The organism is Spirosoma lacussanchae, assembly GCF_005870035.1.
Taxonomy (GTDB): domain Bacteria; phylum Bacteroidota; class Bacteroidia; order Cytophagales; family Spirosomataceae; genus Spirosoma; species Spirosoma lacussanchae.
On the sequence record NZ_SWJG01000001.1, the window covers coordinates 144372 to 163331 of the forward strand.

An 18960-nucleotide genomic window follows, 5' to 3' on the forward strand; every position below is an offset into this window, starting at 1 on the left:
ACAACCCAACGCCAACCATGCTGAAGCGCGTTTCTATCCAGAATTTCAAGAGCCTGAAAGACGTCACGCTCGACCTGCAGAAAGTCAATCTGCTCATCGGCCCGAACAACTCCGGCAAGACGAATTTCTTGAAGGCGCTGGAGTATATGGCCAAGGACAATACAAATCAGGAGGAACCCGAATATGATCGTTTAGTTTTTCGGCAACAAGAGGGGATAGAAATAGAGATTACGTTATTGTATGACCTTGATGAGAATAGTCATGATAGAGGGTTCGTCTGTACTATTACGGGTACAGCTTCAATACAAAAAACGGAGTTAAGAGGCCAAGGCACTGGAAGCTACTTATATTTTGATCCTAAAAAAATGAAAGATAAGGTTGGGTCAATTGTGTTGTACAAACCTGACCCTAACAAACTTACTCAGCCCTCCATTGTGGGCACAGGTGCTCAGAAAGTAAATGCTGATGCGTCTAATTTAATTGCCTTCTTCGATTATATCAGAGATGATCAACCCGAAATATTTGACCGTATTAAATCTGATTTACAGGAATGTGTCCCAGAGTTCACGGAAATAAATTTCCAAAGCATACCCTCAAATGAGGAATTAGTAAAGCAGTTTGGCCCTGGGACGTACAAACGTCTTGGTCTTACCGACAGTCGCCAAGGTGTGAAGTACTGGGCTGATGAACTCTCGGAAGGTACATTATATTTCCTTTCTCTACTCTGTATCATCAACCAACCCAACCCGCCAAAGTTATTACTGCTTGAAGAGCCTGAGAAAGGCATTCACCCGCGCCGGATCTTTGAAGTAATTCAGTTTATTTTTCAGCTGGCCGAAGAGAAAGACGTGCAGGTTATCATGACAACCCATAGCCCAATTGTGGTTGATATGTTTAAAGATATGCCGGAGTCGGTTTTCATTTTCGACAAAGACGACGAAGGCGCTACGCATGTCAAGAATCTACAGCATGATGTCATTGAGCCAGAGACGGCGAAAAGTAAAGAACTGGGTATTGAGCCACCACATTACACCGATTCGTTGGGCCATGCCTGGACGGTTGGATTTCTAGGAGGTGTACCTAAATGAGCCTGATTATTACCTATGGCTTTTTCGGTGAGGATGAAGCCCAGCGTAACTTTCTGGAGAAATATCTGCATCAAACGTTTCCTGACACGTTTATCGAAGATGAGAACGAGCGCTGGCGCTTCAGGGCGGGCAATAGCACGCAGGTAGACGTTTTATTGCCAGATGCCCTGAGACAACGAGCCTTACTCAGTCTGGATGTACTCTTTGTTGGCCGTGATATAGACACCGAACATAAGCCAACGATCGCAACTCGGTTAGACCTTTATGCAGGCAAGTGCAAAGGACATCCGGCGGTCCTGATGCTTCCCGTTCAGTGTATTGAATACTGGTTGTGGTACATTAAGCGGCATCGTGAAGAACCCGGCAGGAACACTCCTTTGGAGTCACAACCGCGCTCTTTGGCCAAGCAGGCCATCTATGCCGGTACAAAACTTGTTGCCAGGCAAGTTGAATTTGCCAATGACATTTTAGTTGATTTGGATGTTTCTTGGTTAGAATCCCGCTCTGATAGCTTCAGGCATTTTCATAAACAGGTAACTGACTTCCTAAGCCAGTACAACAAAACTGCATCAACATGAACTACTACAATTCGATTGTCGACACCATTGGCAACACGCCCCTGGTCAAGCTGAATAACGTAACGAAAGGCATTCGGGGAACGGTGCTGGCCAAGGTCGAGTATTTCAATCCCGGCAACTCGGTAAAAGATCGCATCGCCATTCGGATGATCGAAGACGCCGAAAAGCGGGGAGCACTGAAGCCCGGCGGGACCATCATCGAAGGAACGAGCGGAAATACCGGCTTCGGACTGGCACTAACGGCCATTGCCAAAGGCTATAAGTGCATATTCACGATGGCCGACAAGCAATCGAAAGAAAAGATCGACATTTTGCGGGCGGTGGGAGCCGAGGTAGTCGTTTGCCCGACAAACGTAGCCCCGGACGATCCGCGTTCGTATTATTCGGTGGCCAAAAAGCTGCACAACGACATTCCGAATTCCATCTACCCCAACCAGTACGATAACCTTTCCAACACCGCGGCTCACTACGATACGACCGGCCCCGAAATCTGGCGCGATACCGACGGTCGGATTACTCACTTTGCGGCCAGCGTCGGTACGGGTGGTACGATCAGCGGTACGAGCCGATTCCTGAAAGAGCAAAACCCCAACCTCGTGACCATCGGGCTGGATACCTACGGGTCGGTGTTCAAGAAATACAAAGAAACCGGCATCTTCGATCCGGGCGAGATCTACCCCTACCTGACCGAAGGCATTGGTGAGGACATACTACCGCAGAACGTAGACTTCGATGTAATTGACCAGTTTATCAAGGTGACCGATAAAGATGCCGCCATTATGGCCCGGCGATTATCGCGGGAAGAAGGGCTGTTTATCGGCTGGTCGTGCGGTACGGCTGTACACGGGGCGCTGGAGTGGGCTAAAGACCACCTCACCGACGACGATGTGCTGGTTATTCTGTTACCCGACCACGGCACTCGGTACCTGGCCAAGATCTACAACGATGCCTGGATGAAAGACCACGGCTTCCTGGAAGACCGGGCTTTCAAGACCGCCCGTGATATTGTTCACAGTAAAAACGGCGGAACTACCAATCGGCAGGCGCAGCTTACGACCATCGGCGCAGGCGTGTCGGTAAGTCAGGCTATTCAGGTGCTGAACCGATATGGCATCTCGCAGATTCCGGTTACCGACGAGGAGGGACATATTGTGGGTAGCCTGACCGACAGCACAATCCTGAACCGACTTATCGATGACCCAACGGTGAAAGACCATCCGGTCAGCGAAGTGATGGATAAGCCATTCAAATTCGTAGGACTCGACAATACGGTCGATGCGCTCTCGTCGCTGATCGATCGCGACAACAAAGCCCTGCTCGTTCGCGACGAGAAAGAGCAGGTTCACATCATTACCCAGGCCGACCTGCTGGCCGCCATGACCAACTAATACTGACCGGAGGAAGGGCTACCCTGGCGTACCCTTCCTCGGTTACCGTCGGTTATCTCCGCCTTCTACCATGCTCAGGTAACTCATGTAACGGCTTTCTGCAATGTCGCCCTCGCCGACGGCGTCCTTGATGGCGCAGCCGGGTTCGTTCAGATGCAGACAGTTGTGGAAGCGGCACTGGTTCAGCCGGTTACGCATCTCCGGGAAGTAGTGGCTGATTTCTTCTTTCGAGGTGTCCATCAGGCCCAGCTCCTTGATGCCCGGCGTATCGATGATGAACGTATCGGGCGCGATCTCGAACATTTCGGCGAAAGTCGTCGTGTGAACACCTTTGTTGGCAAACGTCGATACTTCGTTCGTGCGCAGGTTCAGATCAGGCGCAATGGCGTTAACCAGCGATGACTTGCCAACGCCTGAATGGCCCGAGAGCAGAGTTACTTTATGGTCGAGCAGATGCCGAAAGGCATCTACGCCTATGCCTTCGGTGGCCGAAGTCGACAGGCAGTGGTAGCCGATACGGCTGTACATATCCATGATTTCCTGCTGATAGGCCAGCCCTTCGTCATTCAGAATATCACTTTTGTTAAAAACAATCGTGGTCTGAATCCGAAACGACTCGGCCGATACCAGAAACCGGTCAATGAAGCCCAGCGACGTACGCGGAAGCGCCAGCGTAGCCAGCAAAACGGCCTGGTCGAGGTTGGCGGCCAGAATATGACCGTGTGCTGTTTTATGCACCGATTGCCGAATGATGTAGTTCTCGCGCGAGACGATGTCGGTGATGATGACCGTATTTTCGGCCTCGTCTTCCACGTCGAATACCACCCGGTCGCCCACGGCAATGGGGTTCGTTACTTTCAGCCCTTTGATTTTGAATTTGCCCTTAAGCCGACCCTGATAAATATGGCCGTCAACGTTGCGAACGTCGTACCACGAACCGGTTGAGCGAATAATTAAGCCTTCCTGCAAGAGTATTTTCCTCGTTAAAATGGTTGATTTACGGCAGTAGTACCTGATCGATCGTGTGAACGACACCGTTGGTAGCGGGCAGGTTTGGAGTCTGAACAACAGCAGCCGTCGTGTTTCGGGCGCCCCGAACCGTGATCTGGCTGGTCGATACTACCAGATTGAGCCGGGTATTGTTCAGCAACGTGTTGATCGTGCCTGTTTGCAGCTGGTTAGAAAAAACTACTCCTGAAACGACATGATACAACAGGGCGTTGGCCAGCGTCTGTGGATTTGCGGTTTCGATAGCCGCCAGCGTGCCGAATCGTCCATCGGCCCGAAAGGCCGCGTCCGTGGGCGCAAAGATGGTAACCGGATTCGTCGATGACGAGTTGTTAAGCGCGGTCAGCAGCGTCGGATTCGCCTGGCTTACCCGGCGGAGGGCCGCCGAGAGCAGCGTCAGGTTCGGATTAGCCTGGATAGTGGCCAGGATCGTACCTGTCGATGGCGTTAACACCCGGTCAATCACGTGAATCAGCCCGTTGGCCGTCGGCAGATCGGGTTGGGTTACCTGCGCATTATTGATAAAAAGCGTACCTGTTGTTGTTTTGTTGACGAACGCCACACCCCGGCTGGCGGTTTCTACTGAATTCAGACCCTGCGGCAGAGCCGATGACGCTACCGATGCATAAAGAGTATGGTAAAGGACCAGTGATCGTACCTGTTCTTTAGGCAAAGTTGTAATGGCGCTGGCACTGCCCAGCCCCGAAGCCTGAAAAGCTGCATCATTGGGCGCAAACAACGTCAGGTTACCAGCCTTCAGGGCGTCGCCTACGTCGGCGTGCTGGATGGCGGCCCGCAGCAGGCTGAACTGGCTGTCTTCCAGGATCTGATCGGTAATAGTTTTAGGAACGGCAACTTCCGTATCGTTCTGCTGGCAGCTGCTCAGCAGCATCGACAGCATCAGGGTGATGATTGCCAGTGGGCCAGGCCCGGTACGCGCACAATTGTTCATAAAGAAAAAGCAGGTGTATACTTAGTTGATAGTCAAACGGCCATCCCTGGTTTATGGTTTAAAGATAGCAGTCGGCCGGCTGTTCCCGACAGATCGCTGTTTCTGCCCATCTTCGAACGGTAGTTTGCCGTGGCAACAACTCGCGTCGTATAGACTGAACACTACTCCACTAAACCACTGACCTTCTGCTAAAAATTCCGTATCTTCGCGGCCTTGTTAAAGGTTGTTAAAATACCCCATTTGGGATGAAGGAACATATAGACCCGAGCAATCTGCCCCAGCACATAGCCGTTATCATGGACGGAAACGGTCGTTGGGCCAAACGGCAGGGAGCTGCCCGGGTGTTTGGGCACCGGAATGCCATCAAGGCTGTTCGCGAAGTAACTGAAGGTTGTGCCGAGCTGGGTGTCAAGTATTTGACTCTATACGCGTTCTCGACCGAAAACTGGAATCGCCCCAAACTTGAAGTCGACGCGCTGATGACCCTGCTGGTGCATACCATCAAAGGAGAGATCAAAACGCTCATGGACAACAACGTGCGGCTGACTACCATTGGCCATACCGAGAGCCTGCCGGGCGACTGCCGCCGGGAACTGGCCGAGGCTATGCGCGAAACGGCGGGTAATACAGGACTCACCCTGGTGCTGGCGCTTAGCTACAGTGGTCGGTGGGAGATTCTGGAAGCGGTACGGCAACTGGCGGCTGAGGTACGCGACGGCAAGCTGACCCCCGAAGCCATCGACGAAGCAACCTTTGGCAGTCATCTGAGCACGGGCGGTATCCCCGATCCGGAGCTGATGATCCGGACCAGTGGCGAAATGCGAATCAGTAACTTTATGCTCTGGCAACTGGCTTATTCTGAGTTGTATATGCCCGATGTGCTCTGGCCCGACTTCCGGAAAGAGCACCTGTATGAAGCGCTACTCAGTTACCAGCGACGCGAACGTCGTTTCGGTAAAACCAGTGAGCAGCTGGTCAAATAAGGTCGTTGATGATGGACTATGGCCGGGCCGCGCGGGTGCTCGCCTGCCGTAAACAGAATACTGAAAACTGTAAAAAATTGAAACACCGTATAAAGTACATCCTCGGAATCGGCCTGCTGCTTAGCAGTTTAGTCAATCTGTCGGTTCTGGCGCAGGTGCGTGTTGGCGTAGGCGTTGGGCGTAACGATACGCCTGCTGTTACGACAGATGATTTACTCAACTATGCCAGCCCCCAAGATTATGAAATTACGGGGCTAACTGTAACCGGCACCCGCTACCTCGACCCCAACTCGCTGGTATCGCTGGCCGGGTTGAAAGTAGGGGACAAAATTCGGATTCCGGGCGAGGCCGTCGGGTCGTCTGTCCGTAAGCTGATGGAGTCGGGCCTGCTCGACAACGTGGAGTTGTTTGCCACCAACGCGGCAGAAGGCAAAGTAGCGCTGATGTTCCGGGTGCAGGAGCGCCCCCGTCTGTATCGCGTCTCGTTTATGGGCGTTAAGAAAGGCGAGCAGGACCAGCTGAAAGACAAGATCAAACTGAACCTGGGTAAGATCGTAACCAACACGATTACGAAAAACACCCAGCTGGCCGTCCGCAAGTTTTTCGTCGACAAAGGGTATCTGAACACCAAGGTAAAGATTACGACCATCCCCGATAGTGCCCGTAACAATGCCACCATGCGCGTACTGGTCGACAAGGGGCAGAAAGTTAAAATTGCCAAAATCAACTTCGACGGTCGTACCGAAGTCGATGAGTCGGCGGTGCGGCTCAAGATGAAAGGAACCAAAGAGATGCGCTTTGGCCGGTTGTTCAGCCCGTCTAAGTTTGTTCCCAAGAAGTACGAAGAAGACAAGCAGAAGCTGATCGAGTACTACAACAAACTCGGCTACCGCGATGCCGCCATCGAGCACGATACCGTCATCAACAACGGCGGCAACACGATCACGTTGAACATCAAGCTGGACGAAGGCCGTAAGTACTACTACCGGAACATCGACTTTTCGGGTAACTACCTCTACAAAACGGAGCGTCTGCGCGAAGTACTCGGTGTAGCAAAAGGAGACGTCTACAACCCCGAAGACCTGGAAAAGAAGCTGAACGGAAACCCCGGTCAGGACCTCAGCTCGCTCTACATGGACGACGGCTACCTGTACTACAACGCCCAGCCTATCGAGAAAACCATCGACGGCGACTCGATCGACCTCGAAATCCGGATCTACGAAGGAAAGCAGGCCAGCATCAACCGCATCGTTCTGAACGGTAACACAAAAACCAGCGACCACGTGGTGATGCGGTCCATCCGGACGCTGCCGGGCCAGAAGTTCTCGAAAACGAACCTGATCCGGACACAGCGCGAATTGGCCACCCTTGGTTACTTCGACCCGGAAAAAATCGGGATCACGCCCGTACCGCAGAATGACGGCACCGTAGATATCGAGTATACCGTTGAAGAAAAACCCTCTGACCAGATCGAATTGTCAGGTGGCTGGGGCGGTTATGTCGGTTTCGTAGGTACGCTCGGCCTGACGTTCAACAACTTCTCGGCCCGTAATATCCCGAACCTGAGCGCATGGCGACCTCTGCCGGCTGGTGATGGGCAACGGGTGCAGCTGCGTTTCCAGGCCAATGGTCGTCAGTATCAGGTGTATTCGCTGTCGTTTACGGAGCCCTGGCTCGGTGGTCGCAAGCCCAACGCTCTGTCGTTCAGCGCCAGCCATACAGTATACCAGACGTTCTACGATCCAACTAACCCGGCCAGCTATTACCAGCCCCTGCGCGGTCAGACCCCAACGGGTTCGTATCAGAACACGGCGTTTACGGTGGGTCTGGGCCGTCAGCTGAAAGTACCCGATGACTATTTCTCGCTGAGTAACTCGATTACTTACCAGCGGTATAACCTCAACAACCTGGATATTTTCCAGATTGGGTACAACAATGGTATTTCAAACAACCTGACGCTGAACACGACGCTGGCCCGGAACAGCATCGATAACCCCCAGTTTCCGCGATCGGGCTCGTCGTTCTCGCTAAGCGGTACGTTTACACCACCCTGGTCGGCGTTCAAAAGCACTTCAGAAGCTTCATCGCCCGAAGACCGCTACAAACTGGTCGAGTATCATAAGTGGATGTTCGACGCCAGCTGGTTCCAGACCATTTTTGGTAAACTGGTGCTGAGCACCCGCGCGCACATGGGCTTCCTGGGCAGCTACAACCGGCGCACGGATATCGGCCCGTTTGAACGGTTTGTACTGGGTGGATCGGGTCTGGCCGGGCAGGGTCAGTTTGCGCTGGCGCAGGACATCATCGGTCTACGGGGCTACGACGACCGGAGCGTGTATACGGCCGATTACGACCGGAACACCACCGCTCAGGAACGAAGCCGGGGTGGGGTCGTTTATAACAAGTTCGTTGCGGAGGTGCGTTACCCGGTTTCCCTTAACCCGTCGGCTACCATCTTTGTGCTGGGCTTCCTCGAAGCCGGTAATAACTGGGGCAGCTATAAGCAGTACAACCCGTTCGATCTGAAGCGTTCGGTTGGCTTTGGCGCTCGTATTTTCATGCCTGCGTTTGGCCTGATCGGTATCGACTACGGCTACGGCTTCGATAAGATTCCGGGCGTGAAAGACAAGGCATCGGGTCAGTTCCACTTTACAATTGGGCAGCAGTTTAGATAAGATTTGGGGGGTGGTCAGCGTTATATGAATTTATGAACGAGTCTTTTGAGGGAAGTTGCTCGATTTTTGCAGCCATATAAACCAGTTGCCAACAGAACGCATCGGTTAAACCATTGGCAACAAACAGACTCTAACAACCAGGTGACGCTGGTCGGAAGATTGAAACTGAAAATCAATCACTTCCCTCGCTAATTTTAGTAAAACGGCAATGAGAAAAGCCCTTTTTTTCGTACTTTTGCCCTTCGTTTGGCTGGCTACACCGGCGCAGGCTCAGAAGTTTGGGTACGTAGATACGGAGTTCATTTTTAGCAAAATGCCCGACTACCAGAAAGCGCTGGCTGAAATTGACAAGTTCACCGACAAATGGTCGAAAGACATTCAGGATAAGTACGTTGAGATCGAAAAACTGCAACGTACTTACCAGGCCGAAGAGATTCTGCTGACGGAAGATATGAAACGTGACCGGCAGCGGATCATGAGTGAAAAGGAACGCGAAGCGCGGGAGTATAACAACAAGGTGTTTGGGTACGAGGGCCTGCTTTTCCAGAAGAAAAAGGAACTCATGAAAGCGCCGATGGAGTTAGTAAACCGGGCTATAGAGAAAGTGGCGGTGCAGAGAAAGCTGGATTTTATGTTCGACAAAGCGTCTGACTTTGTCATGCTGTACACCAACCCGCGCCATGACTATACTGATTATGTCATGGAAGAGTTAGGCCTGGATGCTGCTGGTAAAACAACCGCCGGTACCACGCCTGGAGCAAAAACAACCACAAAACCGACTAATACAAACAAGTAAACTGAGATGAAGAAAAACCTCGTCATGGCGTTTGCCGCAGCAACCTTTCTGGTTGGTGGTCTGAACGCACAGGCACAAGGCCAGAGCGCTACAACGACGCCGACGACTGCCGCACCAGCCGCCGGTCCGTTGAAACTGGGCTATACCAACATTGATTACGTATTAGCTCAAACGCCCGAAGCAAAAGACATTCAAAACCAGTTGACCATTCAGCGGACTCAGTCAGAAAATGAACTGAAACGGATGCAGAAGGAGCTGGAAGACAAATATAGCGCCTACGAAAAAGGAGCTGCCCAAATGTCGGATGTGATTCGGAAAGACCGCGAAACCGAACTTCAGGGTCTGCAGCAGCGCATTCAGGAGTTTGGCCGTACGGCAGAACAGTCGCTGCAGAACAAGTACCAGCAACTGGTAAACCCGGTCGTTCAGAAAATCCAGAAAGCTATCGACGCCGTAGCTAAGGACAATGGGTATACCTATGTCTTCAACCTGGATGCCGGTGCCAATACCATTCCTATTTTGCTGGTAGCTCCGGAAGAAAACAACATTACCGAACTGGTCCTGCGCAAAATGGGTATCGATCCGGCTAAGGCTGCTGCTTCGGCTAAACCAGCTACGGCAGGTAGTGGTGCCGCCAATACGCCAGCACCCACCACCCCGGCTCCCAAGAAAAATAAATAGAGGCTGACGCTGATATAGTCGCTTTTTACCTTTTAAAAAGGCCTCTCTGGTGATCAGAGAGGCCTTTTTTATTCGACTTTTTCTTTGAAATAGTCAATACAAGGCTCAAAAAGAGGGGTTTGACCTAAGAAAAATATCAATTTTATCTAATAACAAAATGTCTGGTGATACTTTTACGTTTTTCCAGATAGATTGTCATTTATCCATTGCCTATGAACCGTCTTGCCAGTATCGGAGCGGGGTTGCTGGGTCTTCTTCAGGCCACCTTCACTCATGCTCAGGATACCAAATCAATACAACTGGTTTTACCAACACAGCCCAACTGGAACGTAGTACCGGAAGGAAGTACCGTGCGGTTTGACCTGAAAGCTACTGGTTCGGCTCAGGATACGCTTGTCTTTTCGTTCGGACCTGACAAGCAGGATGGTATGCAGCTCGACTCGCTCGGCCATTTTAGCTGGACACCCAGCTACGACCTGACCGATCGGGTGCAGTCGGCTAAGTTGTATCCGGTTACGTTTGAGGTTCGCAACAATCGCGGGCAGGTCGCTACCCAGCAGGCTGAGTTCAAAGTACTCCACGTCAATCGTCCGCCGGTTGTGGGCGCTATGCGGCCTTTCTACGTGCGGTACCGGACGCCCAACACCTATAACCTCAACTCTGATTTTGTGCGCGATGATGACGGCGATCCGCTCGTCTTTATTCCGATTCCCGATCAGATGCCCGAAGGAAGTAAACTGACGTCGCAGGGCGAATTGTCGTGGACCTTGTCGTTTAACCAGTTTAGCCGGCTCAAACAGAACCCGCAGTACATTGAGTTCTGGGTTGAGGATCAGCCGGCCAAAACCCGTACCAAAGGTCGGCTGAAGGTTGAGGTAACCCAGATGGACCTGCCGCCCGATATCGCTGTTATTCCTAAGCAAACGCACTATCGGATGCGCGAAAACGCGACCGTGAACCTGAAGTTTTCGTTGCTGGATCCCAACGGCGAAGACGATGTGGCAACCTTCGGATTCCTCTCCGATAATCAGAATATTCCGAAGAGTGCGCTGGTCAAGAATACCGAGAACCAATATGAGTTCATCTGGCAACCGGGCTATGACTTTGTGAAAGACCCCTACGATTCGCTGGATGTTCAGGTCACGTTCTACGTGCTCGATAAATCGCAGAATCGGGAAGAACGGCGGATCACGTTTACCGTCTTCAATGCCGTCAACGAAGCTGAAAAAGACCGGTATTATTACGCTCAGTACCGGCAGTTGCTGGTGCAGGCCTGGGGGCTGGTTGAGCAGCTGGGCGAGAAAGAAGAGCAGCTGAAGCGCGACTATCGGAAAGCCAAAAGCGGTAAACGGAACCGATCAGTGGCCAATGCTTCGCTTGGAGCGGTAACCGGGGTCACACCGGCTGTAACTGGCGCCAGTACGAGTAAGGAAACGCAGAACACAGGGCGGTTGGTATCGGCCGTCGGGGGGACGGCGGTGCTGACCATGGGTACTCTGGAGGCCACCGAAGTAATTGGAAAGTCGATGAAAGACCTGCTCGACCGCTACAACTACGTGCTGGGCAAGCGGGCCGAACTACAGAATAAAGGCGAGGTGTTTGCGCGGGAGTTTGCGCTCAAATCGACCCGCCGAACCGGCGAGTTCGTGAAAAAGCTGGATGATTTCCGGAACTCAATGAGTCTGAACGGACTGGTTGCCCTTGAGCTGGATGCCAACTGGCAAAGCAAGAAAGAAGCCAACGACAAAGCCATCAAGCGGACGTTCAAGGATTTCCAGCCGCTGGACGAAACGCAATAGCTGGAGCTGGCAGCAGGTTATTCGGTCGGTTTCGATTCGTCCTGGGTTACCGAAGCCGGTTTAGGCTGGGGCCGATCGACTTCGTCCGGAAGCGGGTCTGTAGAAGCCGGTTGGTCGGTTACGTCGCCGACTGCTGGCGTAGTTGGCTGATCGGCCTCTTCCTGCACTTCTGCCATAGGCAATACGGCTGCTTCCGTAGCATCCGGGCCCGAAGCGGGCAGGAGGTTATCTTCCAGGGGTGGTTCGCCGAAGAAACGGCGCTGGAAAAACAGGATCAGACAGACCCCAATGAATATGCACGAGTCGGCAATGTTAAAAATTGGGGTCGAGTAGTACTGACCGCCCCAGATCGGGACCCACTCTGGGATAAAGCCCTCCCATACATCAACGAAAATCATGTCGATAACCTGGCCGTGGAACCAGGGGGTGGGTGAGCCGTAGGGCGCGTTGTTCAGAAAAACACCGTAGAACGTACTGTCGATGACGTTACCAACAGCACCCGCCAGAATCATCGACATGGCCCACAGCAGGCCATTTGGCGCCCCCCGGTGGGCGAGATGGACCAGGTAGTACCCGATGCCAACCATGGCAAATAGCCGGAACACACTCAGGAGCAGCTTGCCATATTCGTAGCCCAGCTGCATGCCAAAGGCCATGCCGGGATTAAGTACATAATGGAGTTTTAGCCAGTCGCCAACGACTTTAATTTGACCCGCAAAGCCCGGAGCCATATAATGGTGAACGGCTAATTTGACACCCTGATCGAGCGCAATCAGCACCAGCGTCAGTAGAAAAAACTTAAACGGGTTCTTACGAATCATATAAAAAAGTACGGCACAGCACCGGAGCGTAAAACCACCCTGCTGTGCCTGTTTAGCCTTGCGGCTGGTCAGTCAGTAGCTGCGGGCAGACACTGACTGACCGTACAAATACTTATTTGCAGCCTTTCCGGCGCTTCAACTCGTTACTGATCAGCATAAACTCGCGGCTGCTCTGACCGGCAATCGACTTATTCTCGTCGGCCCGGCGGAACAGGTAAGGCATAACGGCTTCTACCGGCCCGTAAGGCACGTATTTAGCTACGTTGTAACCTGAATTAGCAAGGTTATACGAAATGTTGTCGCTCATACCCAGCAGCTGCGCGAAGTAGATATGCGGATCGCCGGGGGCAATGCCGTAGTCTTTCATATGCTGCACGCAGTACTGACAACTGTATTCGTTATGCGTACCCAGACAGATAGAAACGATGTCGCGGTTTTCCAGGCAGAAATCGATGGCTGCGTTGAAATCGTGATCCGTATCTTCTTTGGTGGGTTGGATCGGGTCCTGGTATTCTTCTTCATGAGCCCGGAGCCGTTCTTTCTCCAGATAAGCACCCCGAACCAACTTAACACCCAGGTAGTAGCCTTTGGCACGGGCCTCTTCGGTATCACGCCGGAGGTGTTCCAGGCTCTCCCAGCGGTACATCTGGTAGGTGTTGTAAACGACGGGCCGCTCGTGGTTATAGCGATCCATCATTTCGTAGGCCAGTGTGTCGATGGTGTCCTGAATCCAGCTTTCTTCCGCATCGATAAAGATGCGGACATTCCGCTCATGAGCCCGGCGGCACAGGGTATCGACCCGCTTCAGCACTCGGTCAAATTCAGCTTTCTGGTCTTTATTCAGCGAGTCACCGATCTGAACTGCTTCGAGCAGTTCAGTAGAGGCAATGCCGGTAATTTTAAAGACAGAGAACGGAATGTCGGAGGATTCGCTGGCGCGTTCTATCGTGCGCAGAATTTCGAGTGTTGTCTCGTCGAAACTTTTTTCGGTTTCTTCCCCTTCAACTGAATAATCGAGGATAGTTCCGACGTGGTACTTCTGGAGGTGCCTGATGGTACGTTCAGAATCGTTGATACTCTCACCTCCACAGAATTGCTCAAAAATCGTGTTTTTGATGAGGAATTTGATGGGAAGCCGTAAGCGCAGGGCAATCTTTATGAAAAATGTCCCTATATTTACCAGCCATCCCTTATTCATCAACGCAAACAGCCAGTACGTTTTTCGGAGTTTGAAGTCCGACTGGCAGGAAAAAGCAATCGAAGTGTCTTCAAAAGAGACTGGCCGGGATTCGTCCAGTTTCACGCCCGTGACCCGCTCAGCGGTTTCCGGCATTAGATTACTTCGGTTCGACATATTAATGCTCCGTTTTGGCGGTGCTACGTCCATAGCGTTAGGTGCGTGTCGGTTAACACGACCGAAATATAAAACGAAATTTCGGTCAAACGGTTAAACTCACCGGCGCGACTTGTTCGAGAAACTTAACCTGTGATAAGACAAATGAAGGAACCAGCTTGACAAACAGCCGATTCCCTCTGCAAATATACCACAAAATAGCATTGAAAAGTTCCCGATAGAGTATCCATATTACCTCCAGATTACGCGTCATTATGAAAGTCGATTTAGCCGTAGAGCCGCTTGAATCGTGGATTGAGACCAACGGCAAGCCCCTCATTATTGCCGGTCCGTGCAGCGCCGAGACCGAAGAACAACTTGTTGAAACCGCGCGTCAGCTAAAACAGCTGGATGCGGTTCATGTTATCCGGGCTGGCGTTTGGAAGCCCCGGACCCGGCCAGGAAGTTTTGAAGGAATGGGCGAAGCCGCTCTGCCCTGGATTCAACGCGCCAAAGCGGAAACAGGGCTACCGTTTGCGGTTGAAGTAGCGACCCCCGAGCATATTGAGCTGGCCCTGAAATATGGTGTTGATATCCTGTGGGTAGGCGCCCGCACCACGGTGAACCCTTTCAACGTACAGGAAATTGCCGACGCGCTGCGGGGTGTCGATGTACCTGTACTGGTGAAAAACCCGGTTAACCCCGATCTGGCCCTTTGGGTGGGTGCGTTCGAGCGGATTGCCGGTGCTGGTGTTTCGAAGCTCGGTGCCATTCACCGGGGCTTTGCTACGGGTGAGGCTACCAAATACCGCAACGTACCGATGTGGCAGATGGCGATCGAACTGAAGTCGATCTTCCCGCAGCTGCCAATCATTGGTGACCCGAGCCACATGGCTGGCAAACGGGCTTATCTAAACGAACTGGCGCAGATGGCGATGGACCTCAACTACGATGGTCTGATCGTTGAGTCGCATATCGATCCGGATAATGCCTGGAGTGATGCAGCCCAGCAACTGACACCAGCCGCTTTTGGCGACATGCTCGACCACCTGCAAATTCGCCAGGTTGAGTCGCCCAGCACTGAGTTTAACAGCGTGGCTGACCAGACCCGTCGGAATATCGATAACGTAGACCGGCAAATCGTTGAGATGCTGGCGGCCCGTATGGCGCTGGTTGAGCGGCTCGCCGAGTACAAACGCGACAACAACGTAACCCTGTTTCAGCCCGATCGCTGGAAAGAAATTCTGAAAACCCGTGGTGAACTGGGCCAGCGGCTGGGTCTGTACCCTGAGCTGGTCGAAGAGATTTACAAGATCATTCACATGGAGTCTATTCGGAAACAGACCGAAGTGATGAACAACCAGGCGGTTTAAGTCAGGTAGCTAATCAAGGGGGGCGTCCTGATCGAAAGAATGCTGCAACGCTAGCTCTTTCGATCAGGACGCTCTCTTTTTATTTGAACGTTACGGAGGCCGTGGATTGATTGTAGGCACCGAAGCAGCCCAGTCCACCCTGAACGTTGGTCTGGATGGGTACGGGCTCGGCAAATGGATTACCGCCTACCTCGTTCTGGCGTTCTACCGAATCGTGGTACCGGTAGTAGTTTTCATCGACGCTGAGCAGATAGGCGTTTATGGGGCCCGTAGGCCGACTTACCTGCTGCTGACCGTTTGTCCAGGAGTAGGCAATAGCCAGCCGCGCCCGCTGCGATACAATCTCCTGCCCGTCGCGACCAAGATCGGTAGTGGTAGAGCCGTTGTTGAACGTCCAGCCCGACCGCGTTTTGATGAGCGTATCCTTAACAGGGCCACCCGGCGTTGGTACATACTGGCTTCTGTAGGTGTACTCGTTATCGCCCGCCACCCGGTAATAGTTCGGTTGTCCGGCCGGGTCGCGCCAGCGCAGGCGGGCGTGGTAATTCTTGGTGGTCAGGCCAAACTCGTTGGTGATGCTGGAGTCGAGCACGACCTGCTCTATGGGTACCGGGCCCGGCACTGTACAGGTAGCGGTAACCTGCCGGCCGTCGGGCACGCTAACAGTTAAGGTATACGTTTTTCCAACTACAATAGGCATCTCACGGGCGTCGGCGCGGTAATCGTAGGCTATCAGAGGCAGCCGTCCAATTGTACCGATCATCGTGATTGTTTGGCTGCCATCCGAAAGGGTTACGGTGGCGTCCTTGACCGAGGTGGGGGTGATGATCGGATTAGTGGTGCCTAGTATGGGCAAAGAGCGCGTCACCAGGGCTACCAGTACCGAATCCTGGGGAGAAATGAAGCAGGTAACTACCAGTTTCTCCGGTTGCTGGGTAATTCCTTTCGGCTCTACCTCCTGCCGGAGGCTGTCGCAGCCTGCCAGCAGCAGAACGCTCAGCAGACTAGTATAAAATAAGACAGATAATTTCATGGTCAGAACTTGAAGTTATAGCTGAACGACGGAACAACGGGAAAAACAGAATACCGGAACAGGGCCGTTCGGCTGGGCTGGCCTTGGCCCTGACTGACCGATTCGAGCTGGTAGAAGAATGGATTTCGGCGGTTGTAGGCGTTGTAGAGGCTGAACTCCCAGGTTCGCTCGTGGTGCTTTTTCTGCTTATGAAACTGGATCGATACATCGAAACGGTGGTACGCTTCGGCCCGGAAGCTGTTTTTCTGCTGGCCGTAGTCACTGACATCAGATCCATAATCGAAAAGAGGAGCAATCGGCGATGGGACTCCGTTCGGGCCAAAAAAGGTTTGCAGACCAGGCTGATGCCGGAAGGCGCGGTAGTTGGCCACGGGCACGGTGAGGGCATTGCCGGTACCATAGACCCAGGTACCCGACAGGGTCACGCGCTTGCTGAGTTCGTAAATACCCACTACCGATACATCATGTCGCCGGTCGTAGCGAGGAAAGAAGGGCTTTCCGGCGTTCAGCTCGGCAAACTGCCACTGGGTCCAGGAGAGTGTATAGCCGAGCCAGCCCGACAGTCGGCCGGTTTTACGTTGTAGCAAAACTTCGGCTCCGTATGACCAGCCCCGGCCGGCTGTAACGTTATCTTCCCACCGTACGCGTTCGGCCGAGGTGGGGTCGTCAATGAGCAGAAAGCTGGCCCCCTCGCGGTAGTTGATGATGTTCTGCATGGTTTTGTGATACCCCTCCACCGTTAGGGCGAACCCCTTACCCAGTACGAAATTGTCCGTAAAATCGTTGGCAATACCTACCGCTACCTGGCTCGACTGCTGCGGGGCGATGCGGTCTGTAGTAGGTACCCACAGGTCGGTAGGCAGGCCGATACCGGTATTGCTGAGCAAATGAATGTATTGGTTCATGATGGCGTACGAAGCCTTGGCCGACAAGCCCGGCCGCAGCTGGTACGAGGCCGACAGCCGGGGTTCGGGTCGCAGGTAGTTGGCGGTTCCCTGCGCAAACAGGCTCAGTCGCAGGCCGCCGTTTATGCGCCACCGCTCGTTAGGCCGCCAGGTGTCCTCGGCGTAGAGGCCGGACTCAATGGCGTCAATGGCCTCTACATTCCGGGTAAACTGGTCGATCAGGCTGTTTTGTACCACCACGGCGCTGGGCGTAAACCGGTGAAAGATAGTCTGCGTACCAAACCGGACCGAATGCTTTGGCGAGGGGTAATAATCGAAATCAAGCTTAGCCGAGAGGTCGCGGATGCCCGAGCTGTAGCGGAGCGAGGTGTTCAGATTGTTGCTGCTGCCCCGCTCATCTGACGAAATCTTAAACTCGTAGTCGCTGTAAATGAGCGATAGATTGGAAAACAGCTTTTGGTTGACGAGGTGGTTCCAGCGGAGGGTACCCGTGGCGTTTCCCCAGCCAATGCCGACATCGGTTCCTTCGCCGGTATCGCGGGCGTAGAAGCGGTCGCGGCCGAAGTACCCGCTCAGATAAACCTTATTTTTGGGGCTAAATTCGTAATTGGCTTTAGCGTTGAAGTCGTAGAAATAGTACCCCGCATTGGTTTCGCCTTCGCTTTGCGCCCGAATCAGCGGAGCCGCTACCACATCCAGATACGTGCGTCGGCCCGATACCAGAAACGATCCTTTCTTGTTCTTCGTAAACGGACCGTCGAGCGTTAGCCGACTGGATATGAGTCCGATGCCGCCTTCGCCGTGCAGCTTGTCGCGGTTGCCGTCTTTCATGTTCAGATCAATTACCGACGATAGCCGCCCTCCATACCGCGCCGGGAAACCTCCCTTGGTCAGTTCAACACTCTTCAGCGCATCGCCGTTGAATACCGAGAAAAACCCGAACAGGTGGTTGGCGTTGTAAACGGTGGCTTCGTCCAGAATGATCAGGTTCTGATCGGGTCCGCCCCCGCGCACGTAGATGCCGGTTTGTCCTTCTGAACCTTTTTGTACGCCGGGCATCAGCTGCAGCACGCGCAGCACATCTTTTTCGCCCAGAAAAGCCGGAATTTTCTTGATCTGCGAAACCGGCACATCGATCCGGCTCATCTGCGCGCTTTCACTCACCCGCTCGTCGGTGCGGCTGGCCACAACGCTTACCTCCGACAGAGCCTGACCGGGGGTGAGCTGTACGTCGAGGCTGGAATTTTGCCGCAGACCGACGACCCGCGTCAGGGGTTCGTAGCCGACAAACGAAAACGCCAGTTTGATGCTGTCCTGAGCCGGCAGCGTGAGGGAATAAAAGCCGTAGGTGTTGGTCGTGGTGCCGATAGCGCTGCCTGGTAAATAAATGTTGACGCCAATCAGGGCTTCCCGACTACCGGCTTCCCGTACGTATCCGCTCACGGTAACGCCCGACCGTGGACCGCTGGGCTGGGCCTGCGCCAGGAGCGCAGACCAGGGAAATAAACAAATGAAAAGGTAGAACTGATAACGCATGAGTCTGAGCT

At 53.1% G+C, this 18960-nt stretch carries 15 protein-coding genes; 9 read left to right on the forward strand and 6 right to left on the reverse strand.

Annotation, left to right across the window (positions count from 1 at the left end; genetic code table 11):
* Positions 1–17 precede the first annotated feature (17 nt).
* Genes FBR45_RS00680 through FBR45_RS00690 form a run of 3 tightly spaced genes read left to right on the forward strand, consistent with a single transcriptional unit; the run spans position 18 to position 3054 of the window.
* Positions 18–1088, forward strand: coding sequence for an AAA family ATPase (locus FBR45_RS00680; RefSeq protein WP_138498387.1), 1071 nt, complete (start codon positions 18–20; stop codon positions 1086–1088).
* Positions 1085–1666: a hypothetical protein gene (locus FBR45_RS00685; RefSeq protein ID WP_138498389.1), complete on the forward strand. Its 582-nt coding sequence runs from the start codon at positions 1085–1087 to the stop codon at positions 1664–1666. Before FBR45_RS00680 ends, FBR45_RS00685 begins: the two co-directional genes overlap by 4 nt.
* Positions 1663–3054 (forward strand): cystathionine beta-synthase, encoded by a 1392-nt coding sequence (locus FBR45_RS00690; protein WP_138498391.1) that lies wholly within the window; start codon positions 1663–1665, stop codon positions 3052–3054. The genes FBR45_RS00685 and FBR45_RS00690 overlap by 4 nt, the downstream gene beginning before the upstream one ends.
* Positions 3055–3096: 42 nt before the next feature.
* On the opposite strand, the gene rsgA is transcribed toward FBR45_RS00690, so the two are convergent.
* Both rsgA and FBR45_RS00700 read right to left on the reverse strand, forming a co-directional pair.
* A complete protein-coding gene (gene rsgA / locus FBR45_RS00695; RefSeq protein WP_138498393.1) occupies positions 3097–4023 on the reverse strand; it encodes a ribosome small subunit-dependent GTPase A in 927 nt (308 codons plus the stop codon).
* Positions 4024–4051: 28 nt separating this feature from the next.
* Entirely contained in the window at positions 4052–5014 is a 963-nt protein-coding gene (locus FBR45_RS00700) for a fasciclin domain-containing protein (RefSeq protein ID WP_138498395.1), read from the reverse strand.
* 245 nt (positions 5015–5259) lie between these two features.
* Here FBR45_RS00700 and FBR45_RS00705 point away from each other — a divergent pair, with 245 nt between their 5' ends.
* The 5 genes from FBR45_RS00705 to FBR45_RS00725 all read left to right on the forward strand — a co-directional run bounded on the left by FBR45_RS00705 (position 5260) and on the right by FBR45_RS00725 (position 11948).
* Positions 5260–5997 (forward strand): isoprenyl transferase, encoded by a 738-nt coding sequence (locus FBR45_RS00705; RefSeq protein WP_138498397.1) that lies wholly within the window; start codon positions 5260–5262, stop codon positions 5995–5997.
* 77 nt (positions 5998–6074) lie between these two features.
* Complete coding sequence (gene bamA / locus FBR45_RS00710; RefSeq protein WP_138498399.1) at positions 6075–8672, forward strand: outer membrane protein assembly factor BamA; 2598 nt, start codon at positions 6075–6077, stop codon at positions 8670–8672.
* A gap of 208 nt (positions 8673–8880) precedes the next feature.
* On the forward strand, positions 8881–9468 hold the full coding sequence (locus tag FBR45_RS00715) for an OmpH family outer membrane protein (RefSeq protein WP_077923734.1): 588 nt from the start codon (positions 8881–8883) through the stop codon (positions 9466–9468).
* A gap of 6 nt (positions 9469–9474) precedes the next feature.
* Positions 9475–10149, forward strand: a complete 675-nt coding sequence (locus FBR45_RS00720) for an OmpH family outer membrane protein (protein WP_138498401.1) — start codon at positions 9475–9477, stop codon at positions 10147–10149.
* A 212-nt stretch (positions 10150–10361) separates the two neighbouring features.
* Entirely contained in the window at positions 10362–11948 is a 1587-nt protein-coding gene (locus FBR45_RS00725) for a hypothetical protein (protein ID WP_138498403.1), read from the forward strand.
* A 17-nt stretch (positions 11949–11965) separates the two neighbouring features.
* Here the strand turns inward: FBR45_RS00725 and FBR45_RS00730 are convergent, their stop codons facing one another.
* Positions 11966–12769, reverse strand: a complete 804-nt coding sequence (locus FBR45_RS00730) for a lipoprotein signal peptidase (RefSeq protein ID WP_138498405.1) — start codon at positions 12767–12769, stop codon at positions 11966–11968.
* Between the two features lie 112 nt (positions 12770–12881).
* Positions 12882–14102, reverse strand: a complete 1221-nt coding sequence (locus FBR45_RS00735; protein ID WP_138498407.1) for a proline dehydrogenase family protein — start codon at positions 14100–14102, stop codon at positions 12882–12884.
* A 275-nt stretch (positions 14103–14377) separates the two neighbouring features.
* On the opposite strand from FBR45_RS00735, the gene FBR45_RS00740 reads away from it, so the two are divergent.
* On the forward strand, positions 14378–15475 hold the full coding sequence (locus FBR45_RS00740) for a chorismate mutase (RefSeq protein ID WP_077923739.1): 1098 nt from the start codon (positions 14378–14380) through the stop codon (positions 15473–15475).
* Between the two features lie 79 nt (positions 15476–15554).
* Here the strand turns inward: FBR45_RS00740 and FBR45_RS00745 are convergent, their stop codons facing one another.
* Both FBR45_RS00745 and FBR45_RS00750 read right to left on the reverse strand, forming a co-directional pair.
* Entirely contained in the window at positions 15555–16508 is a 954-nt protein-coding gene (locus tag FBR45_RS00745; RefSeq protein ID WP_138498409.1) for a DUF4249 domain-containing protein, read from the reverse strand.
* Between the two features lie 2 nt (positions 16509–16510).
* The gene (locus FBR45_RS00750; RefSeq protein ID WP_138498411.1) at positions 16511–18949 is read right to left on the reverse strand and encodes a TonB-dependent receptor; all 2439 of its coding nucleotides are present in this window, start codon (positions 18947–18949) and stop codon (positions 16511–16513) included.
* Between the last annotated feature and the right edge of the window lie 11 nt (positions 18950–18960).